We start from the raw sequence: 24,618 nt of genomic DNA on the forward strand, positions 1-24,618 counted from the left end.
AAATCCCTTTTTAAAATGAAAGGAGGAGAAAAATGAGTTATTTAAAACACTTCAAAAGATTATGGGCACCGCTTGCCCTCTGCCTGGCTTTCCAGTTTGCAACACCGGTTCTGGCAGCAGATGAAGCGGAAATCAAAACCACAGATAGAGCAGCGGAGGAGACAGAGCTTCCGGATGATATCATTCCCCCGGAGACGGAATCTGAAGCAGAGGCCCCATCAGATGAGGGCAAACACAGCCGTGTCAGCCCATTTCAGGTGCCGGCTGCTTATCAGGAGGCCTACGATGCAGTTTATAAGATTTCAGCTGAGCATCTGAAAGGTGTGACCAACAATGGAGGAAAGTACGGAAACAGTGTACTGGCTAATCTGACAGACGGAAACGTAAATACCCATTGGGAGACAGGGCGTGCGAACAGCGCCAGTTTTAAAAACAGTGTAACCTTTACTTTTGATGAAGCGGTGGAACTTGGCAGCATGGTATACTATCCGAGAGTCAAGGGCGCTGCAAATAAAGGATTTCCAAAAGCCTTTTCGATCTATGCATCTTCATCAGAAAGCGGTGAGGACTTTACCCGTGTACTTTCTGAAGAGGCTTCTGTAGCGGCAGGAGGCACACAGATTACCTTTGATAAACCAACCGAGTTTCGACGTCTGAGGTTTGTGTTTGAGGAAGCAAACCAGAACTGGGCTGCGGCGGGAGAAATGGCATTTTATCTTCCGGATCCGCTGGTTGAGGAGGTTGATCAGTTGTTTGCAGATGGTACCATGTCCTCTCTGAAACCGAAATACCAGGATGAGGAATTACTTCGGGAGATGCTAAAGAGGGCTGAAGCCCATCCAAACCAGCTGCTGGCTCAAAAAGTAAAAACAGCTTTAGATATTCAGACAGGAGCAGTGGACTATGCATCCAGGGTCCAGGTGATAGAACAGCGGGGAAACGGTGTAAACCATGCCCGAAATATACTGAAAACCAGCAGCTATGCCAGCAATTTGCTTCCTACGGGCTGGGCCGCACGACCAGGGGATGTCATCAAAGTTTATGTACAGGCCGATGAAAATGGACCAATGCCTACGTTAGTATTTACGCAGCAGATGGGGCATTATGGAAACTGGCAGAGAAAATATAAGCTGCATAACGGAGAAAATATTATTACTGCGCCTACGATCTACAGTGAGAAATGGGCTGTCAAGTCTGCCAAGGGGGGCGCCATCTATGTAGAAAATCCATATACATCAGAGGAACAGGGAGAAGCTCCAAAGATTCGTGTGGAAGGTGCAATCGACTATCCGCTGTTTTGCGATGGGGATGATGAAGAGGCATTTCTGGAGGAGCTTAGAGCTTACCGTGAGGAGAAGGATGCTCACCCTGATACAACCGTAGATATTGTAGAACTTTACAGCGACTGGTTTATATTAAATGGAAACCTTCGTTCCGCAAAGCCGTTTCTGGATTCCGGACGCAGTCCCCAGGCTACGGTTGACCTGCATAATAGCCGCGTAGGAGAGATGCTGGCTTTTGCAGGTATTGATGAGAGCAGTTTTTTGAATTCCCGTAACGGCGCAAGGCTGAATATGCGTCTTATGCAGCCGTTTGGCGCAGGCTATGCGGCAAGCGACCATGTAGGCATCCAGCAGGGTAGTGCAAATACCTTTTTTAATGGGGCTCTAGTGGGCTGGATTTATACGCATGAGATAGGCCACCAGTTAGATATGAAGGGCGGTAAGGTTCCGGAGGTCACGAATAACGTGTGGGCGAACCATATTGCGGTGGATATTCAAAACGAGTACGACAGGGTGAATTACAAAAATATTTTTCTTAAGGTTGGTCGTTATGATAATGCAAACCTGGAGATTAAGGATGTCCATACCTTGGGTATGTGGTGGCAGCTTCAGCTTTTAGATGAAAACTACTGGCCGAATTATCAGAAGGCATATCGTCTTGGGATCGGTGAAAATTTGGGGCTGACAGATCGTCAGCGCATGGCGGTTGTATCTTCTTATGTATTAGGGATGGATGTGACGGAACACTTTGAGCGTTATCACTTCATTACACAGGATGAAAAGGTAGAGGCTGCACTCAAAGTCCTGGACATCCCGGCAGCACCGGAAAATATCAAACCTTGGTATCTATGGACGAAAGCTACGAAGGACCGTACAAGTGCTTTCACAAAAGATTATACACCGGAAATTCTCTCTGTAAACCGTAAAGAAGATCAGTTAACGGTAACTCTGTCTATTGATCAGGAAGCTCAAAATGCTTTGCTGGGCTATGAAGTGATGCAGGATGGAAAGGTGATTGGATTTACGAAGGACGCATCCTTTAGTACTTCTCTGTTTACAGATGATCAGGCGGAACATACTTACACAGCGAGGGCTTATGACCTTCGGATGAACCAGAGTGAAATCAGTGATCCCTATGTGATCAATCTGGATGCGCCGGTGATAAAAGTAACCGGAGGTACCCTGGCAGCACTCTACGAAGAGTTTGATCCGGCACAGGCCGTATCCGCTTATGACAGGGATGGCAAGGATATCTCCTCTGATGTACAGGTGATCACAAATGATGTAAATACATCTGTAAGAGGCACTTATTCCGTAACCTACCGTGTGACGGATGCATATGGGCTAATGAGCAGTATTACGGTACCGGTGAATGTAATCAGCCGGTTTGATTACCTCTCAGATCTCCAGGAGGAAAGCGCCAAGGTTGGGTACAGTACTCTTAAAAAAGATCGGTCTGTAAATGGGGGCGCCATTACGCTTTTGAGCCATCAGACACCGGTGGTATTTGAAAAAGGCTTAGGGGCACACGCCAGTTCCTCTGTTGTTTATCAAGTTGAAGGAAAAGGCTACCACTATTTCGAGGCTTACATTGGAATCGATCAGGCTATGAAAAAAGCCAATCCAAATGCGATTTTCCGTGTATTTGTGGATGGGGAAAAACGTTATGACAGCGGTGTTGTAAAGGTCACGGATGATATGTTGTATGTCTTGATTGATATACAAGGCGCTAAACAGGTAGAGTTAGTGACGGACAGTAATGGATCGAATGGCTCCGATCACACGGAATGGGCGAATGCAAGATTTGCAGCCGATAGCAGCATACCAGTGATCCAGGCTGCGGATGTCAGCTTTACCAATCCGGCAGACGTAAATATAGAGGATATTGTTTCCGGTGTCACGGCCCAGGATATAGAGGACGGCGATCTGTCAGGTCAAGTGATTTACACTACAGATTATAAAGAAGGAAAAACAGGAAACTTCCAAATTACTTATCAGGTAACGGACAGTGATGGAAATACTGCAAGCCTGACGCAGAAATTGACTGTTGTCAACAGCTTTGTTTACGTCAGCGATACAGATTGGCAGAGCGCAAAGGTTGGTTGGGGAAGTATCCAAAAGGACCGGTCCTTAAACGGAAATCCTATTAAACTTCCAATGGAATCGGGAACACAGACTTATGAAAAAGGGTTAGGTGTTCACGCGCATTCAGAAGTAATCTACAATTTAACCGGAAAGGATTTTTATTACTTTGAAAGCGAAGTAGGAGTGGATGCAACAGCTGGGAACAACAATTCTTCTGTTGTATTTCAGGTATATGTAGATGGTGTACTGAAAGCAGAAACACCGCTTATGCGCCGCAATACGCCGGCACAGTACATTTTTGTACCCCTCACCGGAGCAAAGCAGCTGAAATTAGTGGTCACTGCAGGCGGCAACGGAAATGGCAATGACCATGCTAATTGGGCAGATGCCAAGTTCCTGACAGCTGTGAATGAAGCGAAAAAAGAGGAATTAAGTGCAGCGGTAGAAAATGCCTATTCCTTAAATGAAACAGACTATACGGAAGAAACCTGGGCAGAATTGTCCTCTGCTTTAGAGCAGGCAGAGGCGGTATTGGCGAATGCAGCCGCAAGCCAGGAGGAGAGTGATGCAGCACTGGAAAGACTGAATCAGGCTGCTGCAAACCTACAGTGGTTCGTAGACACTCAGGAGCTGGAAGAGATGTTGGAGTTCGCTAAAGCAGCGGCTGATATGCAATATGTAGATCCTGGGCTGAAACACGGAGACATCCGCCTGAAAAATCTTAAATATGCAATCAGTTTTGCAGAGAGCATCCTGGAAGAAGATAGTAAAACACAGGAAGATACAGACAATCATGTCAAATATCTTTTGTATTGTATAGAAGAGATTGGTCAGGTATATGAAACCGGACAATTACCGGTAAGCTTCCAGTAAAGGCCGGAGCTGCCGCTTTAACGATTCATAAATCGTGAAGCGGCAGCTTTTCACACGCTCACAGTAACTTGGTAGAAACTTAGAGAACAAAAAAATAAAAAAAGTACTTGCATTTTGTAATAAAATGAGTTATTATATTGAAGTCGGTTCGACACGAGGTTCGTTGGTCAAGGGGTTAAGACGCCGCCCTCTCACGGCGGAAACAGGGGTTCGATTCCCCTACGAACTGCTTTTTACCAGTTTTATATTTGACACATCTTCACACTCTTTGGACACTGGAAAGAGTTGTGAAGAATTTTTTTGTCCCAAAAACGCAGTTGCGAAAAAAATTGAAAAAAATAAAAAAAGTACTTGCATTTTTGGTAAAGATAGGTTATTATATCGAAGTCGGTTCGACATGAGGTTCGTTGGTCAAGGGGTTAAGACGCCGCCCTCTCACGGCGGAAACAGGGGTTCGATTCCCCTACGAACTGTTAAATGGCAGGAAACAGCTGGTGAAGTTGGTTTCCTGCTTTTTTGTTGTGCAGGCAATACAGATTGGTATTGCATTTTTTCAGCAGATGTTGTTATAATAGCCGTTAGGCATACAGAATATTAGTTCGAAAAGTGAGGAAGATGAAAAGATGGCGAAGAGTACCACATATGATGCCAGCAGTATATCCGTCTTAGAGGGACTGGAGGCAGTCCGTAAAAGACCCGGAATGTATATTGGCAGCGTTTCAAGAAAGGGATTAAATCATTTAATTTATGAGATCGTGGACAATGCAGTGGATGAACATCTGGCAGGGTTCTGCGACCTGATAGAGGTTACCCTGGAAAGGGATGGATCGGCCACCATCAGTGACAATGGAAGGGGAATACCTGTGGGTATGCACGAAAAGGGTATGTCCGCGGAGCGCCTGGTGTTTACTACTCTGCATGCGGGAGGCAAGTTTGACGACTCTGTCTACAAGACCAGCGGAGGCCTGCATGGAGTGGGATCTTCTGTGGTAAATGCTCTTTCCACATATCTGGATATCAAGGTGAGCCGTGAAGGGGCCATTCACCATGACCGCTACGAGAGAGGTATTCCGGTGATTGAGCTTAAGAATGGACTGCTGCCGGTGATCGGGAAGACCAGAAAGACAGGTACCTGGATCAATTTTATGCCCGATCCGGAAATTTTTGAAAAGACCAGATTCTCCTCCACAGAGGTGAAGAGCCGCCTGCATGAAACCGCGTACTTAAACCCTAAGCTTCGAATCGTTTTTGAGGATAAACGAGGCGAGGAGACCGTGCATGTGGAATTTCATGAGCCGGACGGGATTATTGGTTTTGTCAAAGACCTGAATAAGAAAAAGGAGGCAGTCTGCGAACCAATCTATTTTCAGGGAGAGACAGAGGGGATCACAGTAGAGTGCGCTTTCCAATACGTGAATGAGTTCCATGAGAATGTGCTGGGCTTCTGCAACAACATCTACAACGCGGAGGGGGGGACCCATCTGACCGGATTTAAGGCCACCTTTACCACAGTGATGAATGCCTACGCTCGGGAACTGGGAATTTTAAAGGAAAAGGATTCCAATTTTACCGGAGCGGATATTCGAAACGGGCTTACAGCAGTGATTTCCATCAAACATCCCTCCCCCAGATTCGAGGGGCAGACAAAGACAAAGCTGGACAACCAGGATGCGGCCAAAGCAGCCGGGAAGGTTACCGGTGAGGAAGTGGTGCGCTACTTTGACCGAAATCTGGAGACCCTGAAAAATGTGCTGGGCTGCGCGGAGAAAGCGGCAAAGATCCGGCGGACGGAGGAGAAGGCCAAAACCAATATGCTTACACGCCAGAAATACTCCTTTGACTCCAATGGAAAACTGGCCAACTGTGAGAGCAGAGATCCCTCGGTGTGTGAGATCTTTATTGTGGAGGGAGACTCAGCGGGAGGTTCAGCCAAGACCGCCAGGAACAGACATTTCCAGGCCATTCTGCCTATCCGGGGAAAGATCCTGAATGTGGAGAAGGCCAGTATTGACAAAGTGCTGGCCAACGCGGAGATCAAAACTATGATTAATGCCTTCGGCTGTGGATTTTCGGAAGGGTATGGAAATGATTTTGATATCGCTAAGCTGCGATATGACAAGATCATTATCATGGCAGATGCGGATGTGGACGGCGCACATATCTGTACCCTTCTGCTGACGCTTTTTTACCGGTTTATGCCGGACTTAATTTATGAGGGACATGTTTATATTGCAATGCCGCCCCTCTACAAGGCTATGCCCTCAAAGGGGGAGGAGGAATACCTCTATGATGACAAAGCCCTGGAAAGATACAGGAGAAAGCATAAGGGGCCTTTTACCCTGCAGAGGTATAAAGGGCTCGGTGAGATGGACGCACAGCAGTTGTGGGAGACCACTCTTGACCCGGAGACCAGAATGTTAAAGAGGGTGGAGATCGAGGATGCCAGGATGGCATCGGATGTGACAGAGATGCTCATGGGGACAGAGGTACCGCCCCGAAAAGCCTTTATCTACGAACATGCCCATGATGCGGAATTGGATGTATAAGGAGCTAAACGATGGAAAATATACAGGAAAATATCATTCGGACAGAGTATTCCGATGTCATGCAGAAATCTTACATTGACTATGCCATGAGCGTAATCATTTCCAGGGCACTGCCGGATGTGAGGGATGGATTAAAGCCGGTACAGAGGCGCACACTCTATGACATGTACGAGCTGGGCATCCGCTATGACAGGCCTTATCGGAAGTGCGCCCGTATCGTGGGTGATACCATGGGTAAATACCACCCCCATGGGGACAGCTCCATCTACGAGGCGCTGGTCGTTATGGCACAGGACTTTAAAAAGGGAATGCCTTTGGTGGATGGACACGGAAATTTTGGCTCCATCGAGGGAGACGGCGCGGCGGCAATGCGTTACACGGAGGCTAGGCTGCACAAAATTACCCAGGAGGCATATCTCGGTGACCTGGACAAAAATGTAGTGGATTTTATCCCCAACTTTGATGAGACAGAGAAGGAGCCGGAGGTGCTTCCGGTGCGCGTCCCAAATCTTCTGGTGAACGGGGCCGAGGGAATTGCTGTTGGTATGGTGACCAGTATTCCTCCCCACAATCTGGGGGAAGTGGTGGACGCTGTCACAGCGCTGATCAAGAATAATAAGCTTACCAATGAGGAGCTGATGGAGTTCATTCAGGGGCCGGATTTTCCGACAGGGGGGATTGTGGTCAACAAAGATGAGCTGCCCCAGATTTACTGCACAGGGAGCGGAAAGATCAAGGTTCGCGGTAAGGTAGAGGTAGAGCAGGTCAAAGGGGGCAAGGAGAGGATCGTGATCACTGAGATCCCCTATACTATGATGGGCGCCAACATCGGTAAGTTCTTAAATGATGTGGCCGGTCTGGTGGAAACCAAAAAGGCTGCTGACATTGTGGATATCTCAAACCAGTCCTCCAAGGATGGCATCCGTATTGTGCTGGAACTGAAAAAGAATGCGGACGCCCAGAATATCATAAATATGCTTTACAAAAAGACGAGGCTGGAGGACACCTTCAGCGTCAATATGCTGGCAGTGACCAACGGACGTCCTGAGACACTGGGTCTGCGCTCCATACTGGAGCACCACATAGATTTTCAGTTTGAGCTGAATACCAGGAAGTACAAAACGCTCCTGGCGAAGGAACTTCAGAAAAAGGAGATCCAGGAGGGGCTGATTAAGGCATGCGATGTGATTGACCTGATTATTGAGATTTTGCGGGGCAGCAAGAATCAGAAGCAGGTAAAGGAGTGCCTGGTAAACGGAGTCACCGAGGGGATTCAGTTTAAATCACAGGTCTCCAGAAAAAATGCCGCACAGCTCTGTTTCACGGAGGCCCAGGCAACGGCTATTCTGGAGATGCGTCTTTACCGGCTCATAGGGCTGGAGATTGAGGCGCTGCAGAAGGAACATGAGGCGACTTTGAAAAACATTGCCAGGTATGAGGATATTCTGAATAATTACCGCTCTATGGCCAAGGTGATTATCAAAGAGCTGGCCGCCATCAAAAAAGAGTACGCCAGACCCCGAAGAACCGGAGTTGAGAACGCTCAGGCAGTCGTATTTGAGGAGAAGAAAGTGGAGGAGATGGAGGTGGTCTTCCTCATGGACCGCTTTGGCTACTCCAGGACAGTGGATATGTCGGTGTATGAGAGAAATAAAGAGGCAGCGGACGCGGAGAATAAGTATGTGATCACATGTATGAATACGGATAAAATTTGTATTTTCACAGATTCCGGAAAACAGCATCTGATTAAGGTGATGGATGTACCTTACGGAAAATTTCGGGACAAAGGGACACCTGTGGATAACCTGTGTAATTATGACAGTACCCAGGAGGAGCTTATTTTGGCGGAAAGCCTGCAGAAGGTGAAGTTTGCCACCCTGTTATTCGGTACCGCCCAGGGAATGCTCAAGCAGGTGGATGGCGGTGAGTTTGATGTGGCAAAGCGCACCATTGCAGCCACCAAGCTGCAGGAGGGGGACAAGGTGGTTACGGTAGCCTGCCTGGGGCAGACCCAGCAGATTGTGCTACAGACAAAGCAGGGATACTTTCTGCGCTTTGCTCTTGAGGAGGTGCCTCAGAAGAAAAAGGGCGCTGTGGGCGTGCGGGGAATCCGCCTCTCCCCGGGAGATCAGGTGGAAGACGTCTACTGTCTGGATGCCCAGTCAGATGTCACAGCGGCATATGGGGAAAAGGAAGTGCATTTGAACCGTCTGCGGATTGGAAAGCGGGATACCAAGGGCGCCAAGACAAGAGCTTAAAATAACTATTTATTCAGGTCTGTTACTTGCGTTACCACCCGGACGTCACCCGGGCGACTGCTCTCCGGAACATAGAGGAACCTAGAATTTTACCTCAAAGTTTGTTAGAAAATCGCTTGGGCAGCACCATCTTCCGGCTACGGGAAACAGCTTCCTCCGGCGCAGGGCTATGCTTCGTGGACAATTGGCGTGCGTTTTTAATGTAGATGAAATCCTCTGCCTACGGAAACTTAGGAACGAAGGTTCTCCTGAGTTCCTTAGTTGTAGTTGGCAGATAGTTCATCGAAATGTTGCACGCGTCCACGAAGCATAGCCCTGCGCCGGAGGAAGCGTCTCCCTCAGCCTATAACGAACCTAACACGTCTGAACTATTACTGCTGCGCAGACCGTGAACAGTAAGAGGAGAAAAAAAGCTTGCATTTCCAAAAGGAGAGTGCTATACTTGTTTAGATGATAATATGTTACTAGAGTATGAGTGGGCGAAAGTCCACTCATATTTTTCGTAATAGCAGGAACAAAGAGAAAGGTGGTAAGGATGTCAAAAAGAGAGACGTATGAGCAGAGGACGGAACAGCTGCTGCTCCCTCTGGTGGATGCGCAAGGCTTTGAACTGGTAGATGTGGAGTATGTCAAGGAAGGCGGGAACTGGTATTTGAGAGCCTATATTGACAAACCGGGAGGAATCGCAGTGGATGACTGCGAAGTGATCAGCAGAGCTTTAAGTGAACGGCTGGATGAGGAGGACTTCATTGAGGAGGCCTACATTCTGGAGGTAAGCTCCCCCGGGCTTGGAAGGCCATTGAAGAAGGAGAAGGATTTTGCGCGAAGCATTGGACAGGAGGTGGAGGTGCGGACTTACCGCGCCATTGACCGGCAGAAAGAGTTTACCGGTATTCTGTGCGCTTATGATAAGGACAGCATTACCATCGAGACAGAGAACGAAGAGAGAATGGAGTTTGCCAGAGGAGATATTGCGCTTGTCAGACTGGCATTTGATTTTTAAGGAGGAAAAGTAAGGTCATGAACAATGAGTTGTTAGAAGCGTTAACTATTCTGGAGAAAGAGAAAGATATCAGTAAGGATACCCTTCTGGAAGCAATTGAACAGTCTCTGATCCAGGCGTGCAAAAATCACTTCGGAAAAGCAGACAACGTAAAGGTATATATCAACCCTCAGACCTGTGAGTTCAATGTACATGCGGAGAAAACCGTAGTGGAGAAGGTGGAGGATGAGGTGACGGAGATCAGTCTCACCAACGCAAAGCTGATGGATTCCAAGTACGAGCTGGGCGATATTGTGAATGTGGAGATCAAGTCCAAGGAGTTTGGAAGGATTGCCACACAGAATGCCAAGAATGTGATACTCCAGAAAATTCGCGAGGAAGAGAGAAAAGTCCTGTATAATCAGTATTACAGCAAGGAAAAAGACGTAGTTACCGGTATTGTGCAGAGATATCTTGGAAAGAATGTAAGTATTAACCTGGGCAAGGTAGATGCCATTTTAAATGAAAACGAGATGGTTAAAGGCGAAATTTTCCGTCCCACAGAGCGTATCAAGGTATATGTGGTGGAGGTAAAGGATACACCCAAGGGACCAAAGGTACTTGTATCCAGGACACACCCGGAGCTGGTGAAGCGTCTGTTTGAATCCGAGGTGACGGAGGTTCGCGACGGAACAGTGGAGATCAAAAGTATTGCCAGGGAGGCGGGCAGCAGGACTAAGATCGCAGTCTGGTCTAACAATCCGGACGTGGACCCTGTGGGTGCCTGCGTTGGATTGAACGGTGCCAGGGTCAATACCATTGTGGAGGAACTGCGCGGCGAGAAGATTGATATTATCAATTGGAGCGAAAATCCGGCCATCCTCATTGAGAATGCTTTAAGTCCTGCAAAGGTGATCTCTGTCATCGCGGATGATGATGAGAAGACGGCAAAGGTTGTGGTTCCGGACTATCAGCTTTCACTGGCCATCGGCAAGGAAGGACAAAATGCCAGACTGGCTGCAAGGCTGACAGGATTTAAGATTGACATTAAGAGTGAAACCCAGGCAAGGGAATCCGGAGAGTTTGATGACTTCTTTATGGTAGAAGACTATGAGGATGACTATGAGGAGGACTACGGTGAAGAGTATGGCGAGACAGTAGACGCCGTGGAGTACGCACCGGAGGACATGAATCAGGTGGAGGCTTATCCGGAAGAGGAAATTTTTGATATTTCGGATGACGGCAGTCAGGAGTGATTTCATGAGTCAGATCAGAAAGGCGCCCATGCGCAAATGCACTGGGTGTCAGGAAATGAAGAATAAAAAAGAGATGATCCGCGTACTGAGAACCACAGAGGGCGGGATTGTCCTGGATACAACGGGAAAGAAAAACGGCAGAGGTGCATACATTTGCCTCTCCGGAGAATGTCTGGAGAAGGCGATCAAAAACAAAGGCTTGGAGCGCTCACTGAAGGTAAGCATTCCACAGACTGTATATGACAGCTTGAAAAGGGAGATAGATGGGATTGAATCAAAATAAAGCTTTATCCCTGATTGGGATCGCTACCAAGGCGGGGAAAACCGTCAGCGGTGAATTCTCCACAGAAAAGGCAGTGAGATCCGGTCAGGCGGCAGTAGTGGTAGTTTCAGAGGAAGCCTCCGACAACACCAAAAAAAAGTTTCAGAATATGTGTACGTACTATAAAGTGCCTGTATATTTTTACGGGACAAAAGTCCAGTTGGGAGCAGCCATGGGAAAAGAGTTCCGGGCTTCTCTGGCTGTCGTAGACAGCGGGCTGGGATCTGCCCTGGAAAAGCAACTGAGCAACGGGATAGAACGGAGGTAGGCAGTATGTCAAAAGTTAGAGTGCATGAATTAGCAAAAGAGTTGGGAAGGCAGAACAAAGAACTTCTGAATTTTTTAGCAGAGAAGGGAATAGAGGTAAAAAGTCATATGAGCTCCATCGAAAATGAGCAGATAGAAATGGTAAAGAAAGCGTTTGGCAAAGGCAGTGAGGCGCCGTCAGCAGAGGGAACACCCAAGGCTGAAAAAGAGTCAGAGGAGCAAAAGGCTCCTGTTAAAAAGAAAAACATATCACAGGTATTTCATCCCCAGAACAGCCGCACAGGGATGGCAAGACCGAAACAGAGGGCAGGCGCCAGACCGCAGGGACAGGGCACCAAAGTGCAGCAGGGCGTAAAACCCCAGGAAGGCAGATCGCAGCAGAGTGTGAAGCCGCAGGAGAGCAGACCGCAGCAGACGGTGAGTGCTCAGGAAGTAACTGCAGGCGCAAGGCCCCAGAGTCAGCAGGAAACCATACAAACCGCTCCTCAGGGTCAGACAGCCCTTTCGGGCCAGGCCGGGGTGCAGAGCCAGGTGCAGGCAGGGCAAAGCAGACCGCAGAGTGAAAGTCAGCAGGGTAATACCCAGAACAGACCCTACACCCAGAGTCAGCAGAATGGTTCACAAAACCGTCAGCAGGGCGGAAGGCCACAGTCAGGTCAGGGAAACCGCTACCAGGGCCAGCAGGGAAACCGCAGCCAGCAGGGCAGCCGCTACCAGGGCCAGCAGGGCGACCGGAGTCAGCAGGGGAACCGCTATCAGGGCCAGCAGGGCGACCGGAACCAGCAGGGGAACCGCTATCAGGGCCAGCAGGGCGACCGGAACCAGCAGGGGAACCGCTACCAGGGCCAGCAGGGCGACCGGAACCAGCAGGGGAACCGCTACCAGGGCCAGCAGGGTGACCGGAACCAGCAGGGGAACCGCTATCAGGGCCAGCAGGGCGACCGGAACCAGCAGGGGAACCGCTACCAGGGCCAGCAGGGCGACCGGAACCAGCAGGGGAACCGTTATCAGGGTCAGCAGGGCAGCAGACCCCAGGGCCAGGGGGGCAGATACCAGGGCCAGCAGGGCGGAAGGCCTCAGGGACAGGGCGGAAGATATCAGGGCCAGCAGGGTAACAGACCCCAGGGCCAGAGAACGCCCGCAATTCCGCAGGCTCCTATTGAGTCTAAGCCGCTGACAAAAGAGTCACGGACCAGAAATGACAGAGGCAGGAACGAAAAAACCGGTGGAGATAAGTTTGACAAATTTGAGAAGAACACAAACCGTCCGAACCAGGGCAGACGTCCCAACCAGAAGAATAATAATACAAGGAACGGAAAGAATAATGTAAAGCCCCCGGTAAAACAGGCTCCTGTGGAGAAGAAGGAAGATGAGATCAAGACCATCATTCTGCCGGAGACTATGACAATCCGGGAACTGGCGGAAAAGATGAAGATTCAGGCAGCTGCTATCGTAAAGAAGCTGTTCCTTCAGGGCATAATGGTAACAGTGAACCATGAGATAGACTACGAAAAGGCTGAGGAGATTGCTCTGGAGTTTAACTGCATTGCAGAGCCGGAAGTGAAAGTGGATGTGATTGAGGAGCTGCTCAAGGAAGAAGAGGAAGATACCTCCAGGATGGTTCCAAGACCCCCGGTTGTTTGCGTCATGGGTCATGTCGACCACGGTAAGACATCGCTTCTGGATGCAATACGAAACACACACGTAATTGCCAAAGAGGCAGGAGGAATCACACAGCACATCGGCGCTTATGTGGTGGAAATTGATGGCCAGAAGATTACCTTCCTGGACACTCCGGGACATGAGGCCTTTACCGCAATGCGTATGCGCGGTGCTAATGCAACAGATATCGCCATTCTGGTAGTTGCAGCGGATGACGGCGTGATGCCTCAGACGGTGGAGGCGATCAACCATGCCAAAGCGGCAGGAACAGAGATCATTGTTGCAATCAACAAGGTGGATAAACCCAGCGCCAATATTGAGAGAGTAAAACAGGAACTCTCCGAGTATGAGCTGATCCCGGAGGACTGGGGCGGAAGCACCATCTTCGTACCGGTTTCCGCACACACCCATGAGGGAATTGACCAGCTTCTGGAAATGATTCTCCTCACTGCTGAGGTGGGTGAGCTGAAGGCGAATCCGGAAAGAAACGCCAGAGGTCTTGTGATCGAGGCAGAGTTGGATCGAGGTAAGGGAGCAGTTGCCACCGTGCTGGTACAGAAAGGTACCCTGCATGTGGGTGACTCCATTGCAGCCGGCGCCTGCTACGGCAAGGTGCGCGCCATGATGGATGACAAGGGCAGACGCGTAAAAGAGGCAGGTCCTTCTACTCCTGTGGAGATTCTGGGACTCTCAGATGTTCCCAATGCAGGAGAGATCTTTGTGATGACAGACAATGACAAAGAGGCGAGAAGCTTTGCTGAGACCTTTATCAGCCAGGGCAGAGAGAAGCTTCTGGAGGAGACAAAGGCGAAGATGTCTCTGGATGACCTGTTTACACAGATTCAGGCAGGTAATCTGAAAGAGCTGGGCATTATTGTCAAAGCAGATGTTCAGGGATCTGTGGAGGCAGTTAAGCAGAGCCTGATAAAACTTTCCAACGAGGAAGTGGTTGTAAAGATTATCCACGGAGGTGTTGGTGCTATCAATGAGTCGGACGTAAGTTTGGCAAGCGCTTCCAACGCGATTATCATTGGCTTCAACGTGCGTCCGGATGCCACAGCTAAGGCAACGGCAGAGCGGGAAGGGGTAGATCTGCGCCTGTACAGGGTGATCTACGATGCCATCGCGGATGTGGAAGCTGCCATGAAGGGTATGCTTGACCCTGTTTATGAGGAGAAAGTCATCGGCCATGCAGAAGTGCGCCAGACCTTTAAGGCTTCCGGTGTGGGTACTATTGCCGGATCTTATGTATTGGACGGAATCTTCCAGAGAAACTGTTCTGTCCGCATCACCAGAGAGGGAACCCAGATCTTCGAGGGCGCCTTGGCATCCTTAAAGCGTTTCAAAGACGATGTGAAAGAAGTAAAATCAGGCTATGAATGCGGTCTGGTATTTGAAAAATTCAATGATGTGCAGGAACTGGACCAGGTGGAGGCATATATCATGGTGGAGGTTCCTCGCTAGAGAGTAGGTTGGCTAAAATGAGAAAGAACAGCATTAAAAATACACGTGTTAACGGTGAGGTGCAGAGGGAACTGAGCAATATTATCCGCTCAGAGATTAAAGATCCGCGTATCAATCCCATGACCTCTGTGGTTGCGGTGGAAGTGGCGCCGGATCTGAAGTCCTGCAAAGCGTATATCAGCGTTTTAGGGGATGAGAAATCCCAGCAGGATACCCTGGCGGGACTTCGTAGCGCGGAGGGATATATCCGCAGACAGCTGGCACACACCATTAACCTCAGAAACACCCCGGAGGTCCGTTTTGTACTGGATCAGTCCATTGAGTACGGTGTCAATATGTCAAAATTAATCGATGATGTAAATCGCAATGTAAAGGATGATGAGAATGATTAATTTAACATCAGAACTGAGCAGTGTAAAAAGCGTGGCAATCGCCGGCCATATCAGACCGGACGGCGATTGCGTGGGCTCCTGCATGGGGCTCTATCTTTACATAAAAGAAAACTTTCCCCAATTGGAAACAGCAGTGTATCTGGAAGAGTTTCCACAGAGCTTTTGTTTTATCCAGAGAACGGATGAGGTGAAACACAGCTTTGAGGAGGATAAGAAGTACGATTTGTTCATTGCCCTGGACTCAGGTGACAGGGGAAGACTGGGGAGAGCAGTTAAATATTTGGATACGGCGAGAAGGAGTATCTGCGTTGACCACCATGTGAGCAATGTGGGATATGCCCAGGAGAACTATATTGTGCCCACAGCAAGCTCTACTTCAGAGCTGGTTTACGGCATTCTGCCCCCAGAGAAGGTGACAATGGAGATTGCGGAGGCACTGTACATGGGGATTGCCCATGATACGGGAGTCTTCCAGTACTCCTGTACTTCACCGGAGACCATGCGGATTGCAGGGGAACTGATGAAGACAGGTATCCATTTTTCAGAGATTGTGGACAGCACCTTTTACCAGAAGACCTATGTACAGAATCAGATTCTGGGCAGAGCACTTTTGGAGAGCCTTATGGTTTTGGATGGCAAATGTATCATCAGTGCCGTTAAACAGAAGGAGATGGATTTTTACGGTGTGGGTCCCATGGATCTGGAGGGGATTGTCAGCCAGCTGCGGAACACAAAGGGAGTCGAGGTTGCTATTTTCATGTACGAGTCTAAGGTTCAGGAGTTTAAGGTCAGTATGCGCTCCAATGCCGGGGTGGATGTGAGCAAAATTGCCTCCTACTTTGGCGGAGGCGGCCATACAAGGGCGGCCGGATGTACTATGCAGGGCTCCTTTTACGATGTTGTAAATAACCTGACCCGCCATATAGAGAAACAGATAATACAGCTGGATGAGAGAGCGTAATATCTGGTGAATTGCAAGGAGAATGTACAGTGATTCACGGAATTTTAAATGTATACAAGGAAAAGGGCTACACCTCTCACGATGTGGTAGCCAGGCTCCGCAGAATTACGGGGCAGAAGAAAATTGGCCATACAGGCACCCTGGACCCGGATGCGGAGGGGGTGCTTCCGGTATGTCTGGGAAAGGCCACAAAGGTCTGCGATCTTCTGGCAGATAAGGATAAGACCTATCAGGCTATCCTGCTGCTCGGAAGAACCACTGACACACAGGACACTTCAGGAGAGACGCTTACGGAATCCCCGGTAGAGTGCTCCATCAAGGAAATTTATGAAGCAATCCAGTCTTTCAGAGGTCCATACGACCAGGTGCCTCCCATGTACTCAGCGCTGAAAGTGAATGGAAAAAAGCTGTATGAGCTGGCCAGAGAGGGGAAGACCGTGGAGAGAAAGGCCAGGAGGGTGGAGATAGAGGAGATCAAGATTCATCAGATCCTTCTGCCCCGGGTTTCCATGACCGTAACCTGCTCAAAGGGGACTTATATCCGCACCCTCTGTCACGATGTCGGACAGAAGCTGGGCTGCGGAGGCTGTATGGAGGAGTTGCTGCGCACAAGAGTCGGAAGATTTCCTCTGGAGGACAGCCTGAAATTGGCTGAGATAGAGATTCTGATGGGTTTGGGACAGCTGCAGGAGCATCTCATTGCAGTAGACAGCCTTTTTTCAGAATACCCGGCAGTGACCGTAAAGGAGGAGTTTCAGAAACTTCTGGATAACGGGAACTCTTTCTATACCCGTCAGACTGCAAAAAAGAAGGAGCTGCCGGAAAGTGGTTATGTGAGAGTGTATGATTCCCATGGAAATTTTTACGCTGTTTATGATTACGCTAAAAAAGAGAATAGGTTTAAACCCGTTAAGATTTTTTATGCAAAAGAGTAGAACACAGGCAGGAGGCAGGTATGGAGTACATGCAGGGACCAGGTGGGTTCTATGTGGAAGAAGACACAGCCGTTACTCTGGGTAAATTTAATGGTCTGCACAGGGGACATCAGAAGCTGGTGAAGCGTATATTGGAATTGGAGAGGAGAGATTTGAGAAGTGTGATCTTTACTCTGAACAGTATGGAGCGGGGGCAGCTGCTGACCGATGAGGAGCGCAGGAAAATGGCGGAATGCATGGGAGTGTCTTATCTGATCGACTGTCCTCTGACACCCGAGATCACAGGGATGGAGCCGGAGGAGTTTGTTGCGGATGTGCTGGCCAGACGACTGCACGCCAGATACCTTGTGGTGGGGACAGACTTCCGGTTTGGACACAACAGAAAAGGCGATTACCGTCTGCTTGGGGAACTCCAGCAAAAGTACGGATTCCGAGTGGAAGTGGTCTCCAAGGAACAGTACCAGGGACGTGATGTAAGCAGTACCTATATCAGGGAAGAGCTGGCTGCAGGCCATATGGAGAAGGTGAATGAGCTTCTGGGCTATCCTTTTTTGGTATCCGGGGAGGTGCTTCACGGTAGGGTGCCCGGACGTCGGCTGGGATTGCCGACAATCAATCTGACGGCCACTACCCGTAAACTTCTGCCCCCAGATGGGCTCTATGCATCAAGAACAATGGTGGGCAGAGAGTGTTTTTGCGGCATCACGAATATAAAGACAGGATGGGGAAAAGAAAAAAGCTTCCGGGGAGTGGAAACCTACCTGTTTGACTTTGAGAGAGAGTTGTACGGGGAAAACATTGAGGTACAGTTTTGTACCTTTATGCGTCCGGAGATAGAGTTTGATTCCCCGGAGGCACAGAGGATGCAGATGTACCGGGATATTGCTTACGGAAAGGAGTATTTTCGTGAATAGTTTTCTTTGGACATTCAGCTGGTTGTTTATGATTGCAGGTGTTCTTCTGATCATCGCGGGATTGGTCAGCCAGGCTTACCAGCAGGATAAGGAACGGTATAAGGGAAGGGCTACCGCTACTGTAGTGGAGATTGTTGCAGATATGCCGGATGATGAAGGTTTGGCTATGGGCATCCATGACTACTATTATCCTGTGTTTGCATACTATGCGGGAGGACGCCTTTTCAAAGTGCGTTACCCGGGAGGCGGGAATCCATGTCCCTTCTCCATGAATCAGGAGATTGATATACAGTACAATACAGAAAATCCATCCCTGTTTAAGATACAGGAGAAGACGCAGTTCAATAAACTGTCGAATTTTCTCTATCGGCTGGGGCTTCTGTGCTGTATTGGAGGAGGCGTTTTATTTGTACTGTTTGCCATGAGAATATTCTCAAACAGAGGTTGACGGAACAAGTATCCTATGCTATACTGAACGAGTGTGAAAACAGCCGGTATTCAGAGCTTCGGAGTCTCCGACCAGGTTCTTAGTATTTGGCGTTTACCAGAAAAAAGGAGGAAGTAAAATGATTTCCAAAGAGAAGAAAACAGCAATTATTGAAGAGTATGGAAGAACAGCTGGCGACACAGGTTCACCTGAGGTTCAGATCGCAATTCTGACAGCAAGAATCCAGGAGCTGACAGATCACTTAAAAGAGCATCCGAAGGATCATCATTCAAGAAGAGGTCTTCTGAAAATGGTAGGTCAGAGACGTGGTCTTTTGGCATACTTAAAGAAAACAGATCTGGAAGGTTACCGTGCTTTAATTGCAAAATTAGGAATCAGAAAATAATTCGACGATTCAGAGATGAGAGTAAAGGGACGGAGAGTATCCGTCCCTTTAAAAATGTATGTTCAGGTACATGCATGTAACCCGTAAACCAAGATGCAGCTGAGATAAGCCGAGACCACTGAAAAGGGGACATGAGCCCAGTCAGGTCTGTTTTTCAGTTGTTTCGGAAATCACTGCATACCAAAACAAATTTAAAGGAGAATTGCCATGTATAAAAGTTTTTCTATGGAATTAGCCGGGAGAACTCTGACCGTGGATGTGGGAAGAGTTGCCGCCCAGGCAAACGGTGCAGTTTTAATGCACTATGGAGACACTACTGTTCTGTGTACAGCCACAGCTTCAGAGAAGCCCAGGGAGGGAATTGATTTCTTCCCACTGAGTGTTGAATACAATGAGAGACTGTACTCTGTCGGAAAGATCCCGGGAGGATTTAACAAGCGTGAGGGCAAGGCATCTGAAAATGCTATCCTGACTTGCCGTGTGATTGACCGTCCCATGAGACCGCTGTTTCCCAAGGATTACAGAAATGATGTGACACTGGAGAATCTGGTTCTCTCAGTGGACCAGGACTGCAGCCCAGAGCTGGCAGCCATGCTGGGTGCAGCCATTGCTACCACTATCTCCGATATTCCCTTTGACGGCCCCTGTGCAACCACTCAGGTGGGAATGGTAGACGGAGAGTTAGTATTTAACCCCACTGCTGCCCAGAAGGAAGCTTCTGACCTGCAGCTGACCGTAGCTTCCACAAGGGACAAGGTCATCATGATCGAGGCTGGCGCCAACGAGGTGCCTGAGGCAAAGATGATCGAAGCTATCTTTGCAGCCCATGAGGTGAATCAGGAGCTGATCAAATTTATTGACACGATTGTGGCAGAGTGCGGCAAAGAAAAACACACATACACCAGCTGTGCGGTACCGGAAGAGCTGTTTGCGGCAATCAAAGAGATCATTACGCCGGAGATGATGGAAGAAGCTGTATTTACGGATGATAAGCAGACCAGAGAGGGAAATATCCGTGAGATTACAGACAAACTGACAGAGGCTTTTGCTGAGAAGGAAGAGTGGCTGGAAGTTCTGGATGAGGCCATCTACCAGTATCAGAAGAAAACAGTCCGCAAGATGATCTTGAAAGACCACAAACGTCCGGACGGACGCGCCATAACTCAGATCAGACCTCTGGCAGCAGAGATAGACCTGATTCCGCGTGTACACGGCTCCGCTATGTTTACAAGAGGACAGACACAGATCTGTACCATCACCACCCTGGCTCCGCTCTCAGACGCGCAGAGACTGGACGGGCTGGATGAGGCAGAGACTTCCAAGAGATATATGCACCACTACAATTTCCCCAGTTACTCGGTAGGAGAGACAAGACCCTCCAGAGGACCGGGACGCCGGGAGATCGGCCACGGGGCATTGGCTGAGAGGGCGCTGGTTCCGGTACTCCCCACAGAGGAAGAGTTCCCGTATGCGATCCGTACTGTGTCCGAGACCTTTGAATCCAACGGCTCCACCTCACAGGCCAGCATCTGTGCGTCCACCATGTCCCTGATGGCAGCAGGTGTGCCCATCAAGCGTCCGGTCGCAGGTATCTCCTGCGGTCTGGTAACTGGCGAGACAGACGATGACTACCTGGTACTCACGGACATCCAGGGCCTGGAAGACTTTTTCGGTGATATGGACTTTAAGGTTGCTGGTACGGATAAGGGTATCACAGCCATTCAGATGGACATCAAGATCCACGGTCTGACCAGACCGATCATTGAGGAGGCCATTGCCAAGACAAAAGAGGCCAGAACATTTATCCTGCATGAGACAATGGAAAAAGCCATTGCCGAGCCCAGACCTGAGGTTGGGCAGTATGCACCGAAGATCATTCAGATCCAGATCGATCCCCAGAAGATCGGCGACGTGGTGGGTCAGAGAGGTAAGACCATCAACACAATCATTGAGCAGACCGGCGTGAAGATCGACATCACAGACGACGGCGCTGTATCCATCTGTGGAACCGACAAAGAGGCCATGGACAAGGCATCTGAGATGATCCGCATCATTGTCACAGATTTTGAGGCTGGACAGATCTTTGTAGGAAAGGTGATCAGCATCAAAGAGTTCGGCGCTTTCCTGGAGTTCGCACCAGGGAAAGAAGGCATGGTGCACATCTCAAAGATTGCGAAAGAGCGCATCAACCACGTGGAGGATGTACTGACACTTGGCGATATGGTCAAGGTAGTATGCCTGGGCAAGGACAAGATGGGAAGGATCAGCTTCAGCATCAAGGATGTGCCGAAGGCAGAAGGAAAGGCGTAACAGTAACTGGGGCAGCTCGGCTAAATTGTTGCGGAAAGACAAACTAAATTTAAATGTAATGTTAGCAACCCATCTTGACTTTTCGAGGTGGGTTGTTTTTTCGGAATTTTTAACTTATAGAACAAAGGATCTTTTGACATGACATCACAGCATAAATACATGTAAAATAGGGATACTTATCTTATGGTAACTATTTCTGCCTTTGCGATAAAAAAGCATGCAGAGGCGTTTTCAAAGTAATTAAAAAGGAGCTGAATAAAGCAATGATAGAAGAGGATACAATCAAATTGCTGCGCGAGTGTGATGCTGGTATCAAAATGGGAATCTCGTCCATTGATGACGTTTTGGACTATGTCTCAGACAATACGTTTAAACAATATCTCATTGACTGCAGAGAGAAAAATGAAAAAATGCAGAAGGAGATACAATCCCTGCTGATGGATTATCATGATGAGGGAAAGGACCCGAATCCAATGGCGAAGAGTATGTCATGGATGAAAACAAATGTGAAACTGGTCATCAATGAGTCGGATAAGACCATCGCGGACTTGATAACCGATGGTTGTAATATGGGAGTAAAGTCCCTGAATCGGTATTTGAACCAGTATAGGGCAGCGGACGAGAAGTCCAAGGATATTGCGAAAAGATTGATAAAGCTGGAAGAGGATCTAGTTAAGAATATCTGTCAGTTTTTGTAACAAGTCCAGCAGATTACAGAGCGGCTCAGATGAATAGCATCAGCAAAGATGAAGAGCCGCTCACAGAAATCTGAGAAAATAACAGCGTGCTGATAACATGGAAATTTAGCATCGATAATCAAATCTACTTATGAAACTCGTAAAGTCCGTCTAAATTACGTTCAAATTGATAGTTGTATAATCCATAATTAACGAAAAGGCTATAATAACCATTTTCAATTTGGGCAAATTATTTTCACGTTTTCACGTTTAAATATTATATATCCACAAGAGATAGATAAGATAAAAATAAAAGCTAATATGAATGGTTTTTTACTGATTATTATTTGTTTTTTCGTTAATAGTTTTTTTAAAACTGATAGTATCATTATAGTTGTTATTGATGAGATAAGTATCATTAGTATAATAAATAGTAGCCATACAAATACAATAAATATATCCATTTCTAATTCCATATCTCATGTTTAACGGTCAGTTTCTCCTATGTTATATAAAAATACCAATCGGCTGTATTGTGAGGGGAGTGGTTATTACATTGATCAAAAATGCTTTCTGTGTGCCAGTTTTTTTCTTCGGGTAGCGCAAACTTTAAAGTAACTTCATGTTATGAGTGCATACACTCTATCACATGCTTCTATATGGATAATTGTATCAATTTGCAAGCGCAGCGTCTAGCCCTAATTAAGTGAATCCACCATTTTTTTGGATTTGAGTAAAGTTCATGGCTCTAAAATCAGCAGTACATAAAATTATAAATGGTATAATCAAAAAAAATATGGTAACATAAATATATAAAGCCTGTCACAGACAAGGATTGTAATAAGGCAGGGAACAGAAATATGTTGCTAAAAAACAACAGAAAAAATGATAAAAGGAGAATGGTGAGTATGAAGATTAAAAACAAATTACTGAAACAGATTGCAATTGGCATCATGTCGTCTGCGCTTGTGTTCTCAGCAGTTCCGCAGATGCCGGTACAAAACAATGTATCTGCTGTGGAGGCCGCAGCAAAAGTAAAGCTCAATACTAAAAAAGTGTATTTGCGCGTAGGTTCCAGCAAGAGGCTTGTTCTCAAAAATGCCAAGGGAAAGATAACATGGAAATCAAATAAAAAATCGGTAGCTACGGTATCCAAAAAAGGGTTAGTCAGAGCTAAGAAAAAAGGCAGAGCGGTAATTTCAGCAGTCTATAATGGGCGCAAGTATAAGTGTGATATTGTGGTGCGAAATAAAAAGGGCAGCGACTCCAGTTCAACAGGCAGCGGCACTGGTAACGGGGGCGGATCAGGAAGCGGTGTTGTATACTGGACCCCAGGAGGCAGTGTCTATCATGTGTCCAGGAGTTGTCCTACGCTGTCCAGGTCAAGTGTAGTATTCAGCGGGAGCATTGCAAGCAGTGGAAAAGGTAGAGCGTGTAAGGTTTGTTCATGATGGGGAGGAATTGTGATGAAAAAAATGTTTAAAATATTTTGGATAATAATAAGTGCGGTGATTATATTTAGTTTACCAGTCCAGTCTCAGGCTATGAGTAAAACAAATAAAAAAGCTCATGCCGCTTTTCAAAAGCAACTGAAAAAAGATAAGCGTACTTTTTGTGATAATATTAAGACGAAACTTAAATACGCTTACAGGGATGTTGATGGAGACAAGGTTGATGAATTAATTATTTATCCTGGATATGGATATTGCTCCCAGGTTATTTATGATTACCGGAGAGGTAAAGTGAAAAATGTATGCGGAGTAGGGCATGGTACGTTTACAAAATACTATCCCAAAAAGAAAGTTATTTCTGTAAAAAATTCTGGCCATATGGGAGTTTTAAGAGATTGCTATTATAAGTGGAAAAATGGAACCTACAAACTTGCAGCATTAGCACTGAAAGATTATGGCACCAGAAGTTACAGTGAGAAACCGGTCTCTACGATCTACTATATTAACGATAAAGAGACAACAAAATTAAGATACAATACTTATATTAAACGCTTAATTAAGAAAGATAGCGGCAAAAAGTTTTCCGGTATTAAATGGAAATATTATTAAAAGATATTGACAACCAAAAGAAATAGAGTTAAACTAAAAGTCAGTAAGAAAACCGTTGAGAAAGAGTAGTAGGTAAATCAGCGAAGGAACAGAGAGCTGCAGAGGGTGGAACTGCGGCACGGAGCGATTTTCTGAATGGACTTTTGAGGGCAGTCTGAAATTTGTTAAAAGTAGGCGCTGTCGGGAACCGAACCCGTTATCAATCAGGAGTGTATGATAGTACATGCAGAGTGGACATTATGTCAATTTGAGTGGTACCGCGATAATAGATTCTATTACCGTCTCAAGCGAAATGCTTGAGGCGGTTTTTTGATATCATAGGAAAGTCCTCTGCACTTTCCTATGATACAAAAAAACGCTCCGCTGGGATCGCACAGCGGCGGAAAGGAATTATGTCGCTAAAGCGACCCGCCGCAGGCGGTGAATCCCGCGAGCGGGATTCTTTTTTGATGTCTTGGTATGCATTTTTTGGCAACAGGAATTTAAAAGCCTGAGTATACGAAAGGCCTCTCTTATCCTTAACGGCAAAACTATAAAA

At 47.5% G+C, this 24,618-nt stretch carries 18 protein-coding genes, 2 tRNA genes and 1 other annotated feature; all 20 genes read left to right on the forward strand.

Translation table 11 applies throughout. The features are described 5' to 3' along the window. Window positions 1-32: 32 nt before the first annotated feature. The 20 genes from AC0THY_RS12435 (at window position 33) to AC0THY_RS12530 (ending at window position 24,080) form a co-directional block, all read left to right on the forward strand. Window positions 33-4,241 carry an NPCBM/NEW2 domain-containing protein gene (locus AC0THY_RS12435; RefSeq protein WP_489990920.1) on the forward strand — a complete coding sequence of 1,403 codons (4,209 nt, stop codon included), beginning with the start codon at window positions 33-35 and terminating at the stop codon, window positions 4,239-4,241. A 157-nt stretch (window positions 4,242-4,398) separates the two neighbouring features. After that, window positions 4,399-4,470, forward strand: a tRNA-Glu gene (locus tag AC0THY_RS12440). Window positions 4,471-4,642: 172 nt separating this feature from the next. After that, a tRNA-Glu gene (locus AC0THY_RS12445) sits at window positions 4,643-4,714 on the forward strand. Window positions 4,715-4,864: 150 nt separating this feature from the next. Beyond that, a complete protein-coding gene (locus AC0THY_RS12450) occupies window positions 4,865-6,787 on the forward strand; it encodes a DNA gyrase/topoisomerase IV subunit B (RefSeq protein ID WP_489990921.1) in 1,923 nt (640 codons plus the stop codon). An 11-nt stretch (window positions 6,788-6,798) separates the two neighbouring features. Beyond that, window positions 6,799-9,045, forward strand: coding sequence for a DNA gyrase/topoisomerase IV subunit A (locus AC0THY_RS12455; RefSeq protein ID WP_489990922.1), 2,247 nt, complete (start codon window positions 6,799-6,801; stop codon window positions 9,043-9,045). A gap of 535 nt (window positions 9,046-9,580) precedes the next feature. Further along, window positions 9,581-10,048: a ribosome maturation factor RimP gene (gene rimP, locus AC0THY_RS12460; RefSeq protein WP_489990923.1), complete on the forward strand. Its 468-nt coding sequence runs from the start codon at window positions 9,581-9,583 to the stop codon at window positions 10,046-10,048. A 17-nt stretch (window positions 10,049-10,065) separates the two neighbouring features. Further along, a complete protein-coding gene (gene nusA / locus AC0THY_RS12465) occupies window positions 10,066-11,283 on the forward strand; it encodes a transcription termination factor NusA (protein WP_489990924.1) in 1,218 nt (405 codons plus the stop codon). A 4-nt stretch (window positions 11,284-11,287) separates the two neighbouring features. Next, complete coding sequence (gene rnpM, locus AC0THY_RS12470; protein WP_489990925.1) at window positions 11,288-11,566, forward strand: RNase P modulator RnpM; 279 nt, start codon at window positions 11,288-11,290, stop codon at window positions 11,564-11,566. Next, window positions 11,553-11,873, forward strand: coding sequence for a L7Ae/L30e/S12e/Gadd45 family ribosomal protein (locus AC0THY_RS12475; RefSeq protein WP_489990926.1), 321 nt, complete (start codon window positions 11,553-11,555; stop codon window positions 11,871-11,873). The genes rnpM and AC0THY_RS12475 overlap by 14 nt, the downstream gene beginning before the upstream one ends. Before the next feature lie 5 nt (window positions 11,874-11,878). Next, window positions 11,879-14,998, forward strand: coding sequence for a translation initiation factor IF-2 (infB, locus tag AC0THY_RS12480; RefSeq protein WP_489990927.1), 3,120 nt, complete (start codon window positions 11,879-11,881; stop codon window positions 14,996-14,998). Between the two features lie 17 nt (window positions 14,999-15,015). Beyond that, window positions 15,016-15,390 (forward strand): 30S ribosome-binding factor RbfA, encoded by a 375-nt coding sequence (gene rbfA / locus AC0THY_RS12485; protein WP_489990928.1) that lies wholly within the window; start codon window positions 15,016-15,018, stop codon window positions 15,388-15,390. After that, window positions 15,383-16,351, forward strand: a complete 969-nt coding sequence (locus AC0THY_RS12490; protein ID WP_489990929.1) for a DHH family phosphoesterase — start codon at window positions 15,383-15,385, stop codon at window positions 16,349-16,351. The genes rbfA and AC0THY_RS12490 overlap by 8 nt, the downstream gene beginning before the upstream one ends. Window positions 16,352-16,380: 29 nt before the next feature. Beyond that, window positions 16,381-17,286, forward strand: a complete 906-nt coding sequence (gene truB / locus AC0THY_RS12495; protein WP_489990930.1) for a tRNA pseudouridine(55) synthase TruB — start codon at window positions 16,381-16,383, stop codon at window positions 17,284-17,286. Between the two features lie 20 nt (window positions 17,287-17,306). After that, window positions 17,307-18,200 carry a riboflavin biosynthesis protein RibF gene (gene ribF, locus AC0THY_RS12500; RefSeq protein ID WP_489990931.1) on the forward strand — a complete coding sequence of 298 codons (894 nt, stop codon included), beginning with the start codon at window positions 17,307-17,309 and terminating at the stop codon, window positions 18,198-18,200. Further along, on the forward strand, window positions 18,193-18,648 hold the full coding sequence (locus AC0THY_RS12505) for a DUF3592 domain-containing protein (protein ID WP_489990932.1): 456 nt from the start codon (window positions 18,193-18,195) through the stop codon (window positions 18,646-18,648). Before ribF ends, AC0THY_RS12505 begins: the two co-directional genes overlap by 8 nt. Before the next feature lie 118 nt (window positions 18,649-18,766). After that, entirely contained in the window at window positions 18,767-19,033 is a 267-nt protein-coding gene (gene rpsO, locus AC0THY_RS12510; protein ID WP_489990933.1) for a 30S ribosomal protein S15, read from the forward strand. Window positions 19,034-19,240: 207 nt separating this feature from the next. Continuing rightward, window positions 19,241-21,343, forward strand: coding sequence for a polyribonucleotide nucleotidyltransferase (locus tag AC0THY_RS12515; RefSeq protein ID WP_489990934.1), 2,103 nt, complete (start codon window positions 19,241-19,243; stop codon window positions 21,341-21,343). A 263-nt stretch (window positions 21,344-21,606) separates the two neighbouring features. Beyond that, a complete protein-coding gene (locus tag AC0THY_RS12520; RefSeq protein WP_489990935.1) occupies window positions 21,607-22,041 on the forward strand; it encodes a hypothetical protein in 435 nt (144 codons plus the stop codon). A gap of 887 nt (window positions 22,042-22,928) precedes the next feature. After that, window positions 22,929-23,471 (forward strand): Ig-like domain-containing protein, encoded by a 543-nt coding sequence (locus tag AC0THY_RS12525; RefSeq protein ID WP_489990936.1) that lies wholly within the window; start codon window positions 22,929-22,931, stop codon window positions 23,469-23,471. 15 nt (window positions 23,472-23,486) lie between these two features. Further along, window positions 23,487-24,080, forward strand: coding sequence for a hypothetical protein (locus AC0THY_RS12530; protein ID WP_489990937.1), 594 nt, complete (start codon window positions 23,487-23,489; stop codon window positions 24,078-24,080). A 46-nt stretch (window positions 24,081-24,126) separates the two neighbouring features. Next, window positions 24,127-24,369 (forward strand) — a binding site (T-box leader). Window positions 24,370-24,618: the final 249 nt, after the last annotated feature.

This window comes from Ruminococcus sp. 8Y-12, from assembly GCF_058119865.1.

Bases quoted from the DNA above. Each gene is read 5' to 3' on its own strand.
- AC0THY_RS12435 (WP_489990920.1), top strand. From the start codon at position 33: ATGAGTTATTTAAAACACTTCAAAAGATTATGGGCACCGCTTGCCCTC.
- AC0THY_RS12450 (WP_489990921.1), top strand. From the start codon at position 4,865: ATGGCGAAGAGTACCACATATGATGCCAGCAGTATATCCGTCTTAGAG.
- AC0THY_RS12455 (WP_489990922.1), top strand. From the start codon at position 6,799: ATGGAAAATATACAGGAAAATATCATTCGGACAGAGTATTCCGATGTC.
- rimP (WP_489990923.1), top strand. From the start codon at position 9,581: ATGTCAAAAAGAGAGACGTATGAGCAGAGGACGGAACAGCTGCTGCTC.
- nusA (WP_489990924.1), top strand. From the start codon at position 10,066: ATGAACAATGAGTTGTTAGAAGCGTTAACTATTCTGGAGAAAGAGAAA.
- rnpM (WP_489990925.1), top strand. From the start codon at position 11,288: ATGAGTCAGATCAGAAAGGCGCCCATGCGCAAATGCACTGGGTGTCAG.
- infB (WP_489990927.1), top strand. From the start codon at position 11,879: ATGTCAAAAGTTAGAGTGCATGAATTAGCAAAAGAGTTGGGAAGGCAG.
- rbfA (WP_489990928.1), top strand. From the start codon at position 15,016: ATGAGAAAGAACAGCATTAAAAATACACGTGTTAACGGTGAGGTGCAG.
- AC0THY_RS12490 (WP_489990929.1), top strand. From the start codon at position 15,383: ATGATTAATTTAACATCAGAACTGAGCAGTGTAAAAAGCGTGGCAATC.
- ribF (WP_489990931.1), top strand. From the start codon at position 17,307: ATGGAGTACATGCAGGGACCAGGTGGGTTCTATGTGGAAGAAGACACA.
- rpsO (WP_489990933.1), top strand. From the start codon at position 18,767: ATGATTTCCAAAGAGAAGAAAACAGCAATTATTGAAGAGTATGGAAGA.
- AC0THY_RS12515 (WP_489990934.1), top strand. From the start codon at position 19,241: ATGTATAAAAGTTTTTCTATGGAATTAGCCGGGAGAACTCTGACCGTG.
- AC0THY_RS12520 (WP_489990935.1), top strand. From the start codon at position 21,607: ATGATAGAAGAGGATACAATCAAATTGCTGCGCGAGTGTGATGCTGGT.
- AC0THY_RS12525 (WP_489990936.1), top strand. From the start codon at position 22,929: ATGAAGATTAAAAACAAATTACTGAAACAGATTGCAATTGGCATCATG.
- AC0THY_RS12530 (WP_489990937.1), top strand. From the start codon at position 23,487: ATGAAAAAAATGTTTAAAATATTTTGGATAATAATAAGTGCGGTGATT.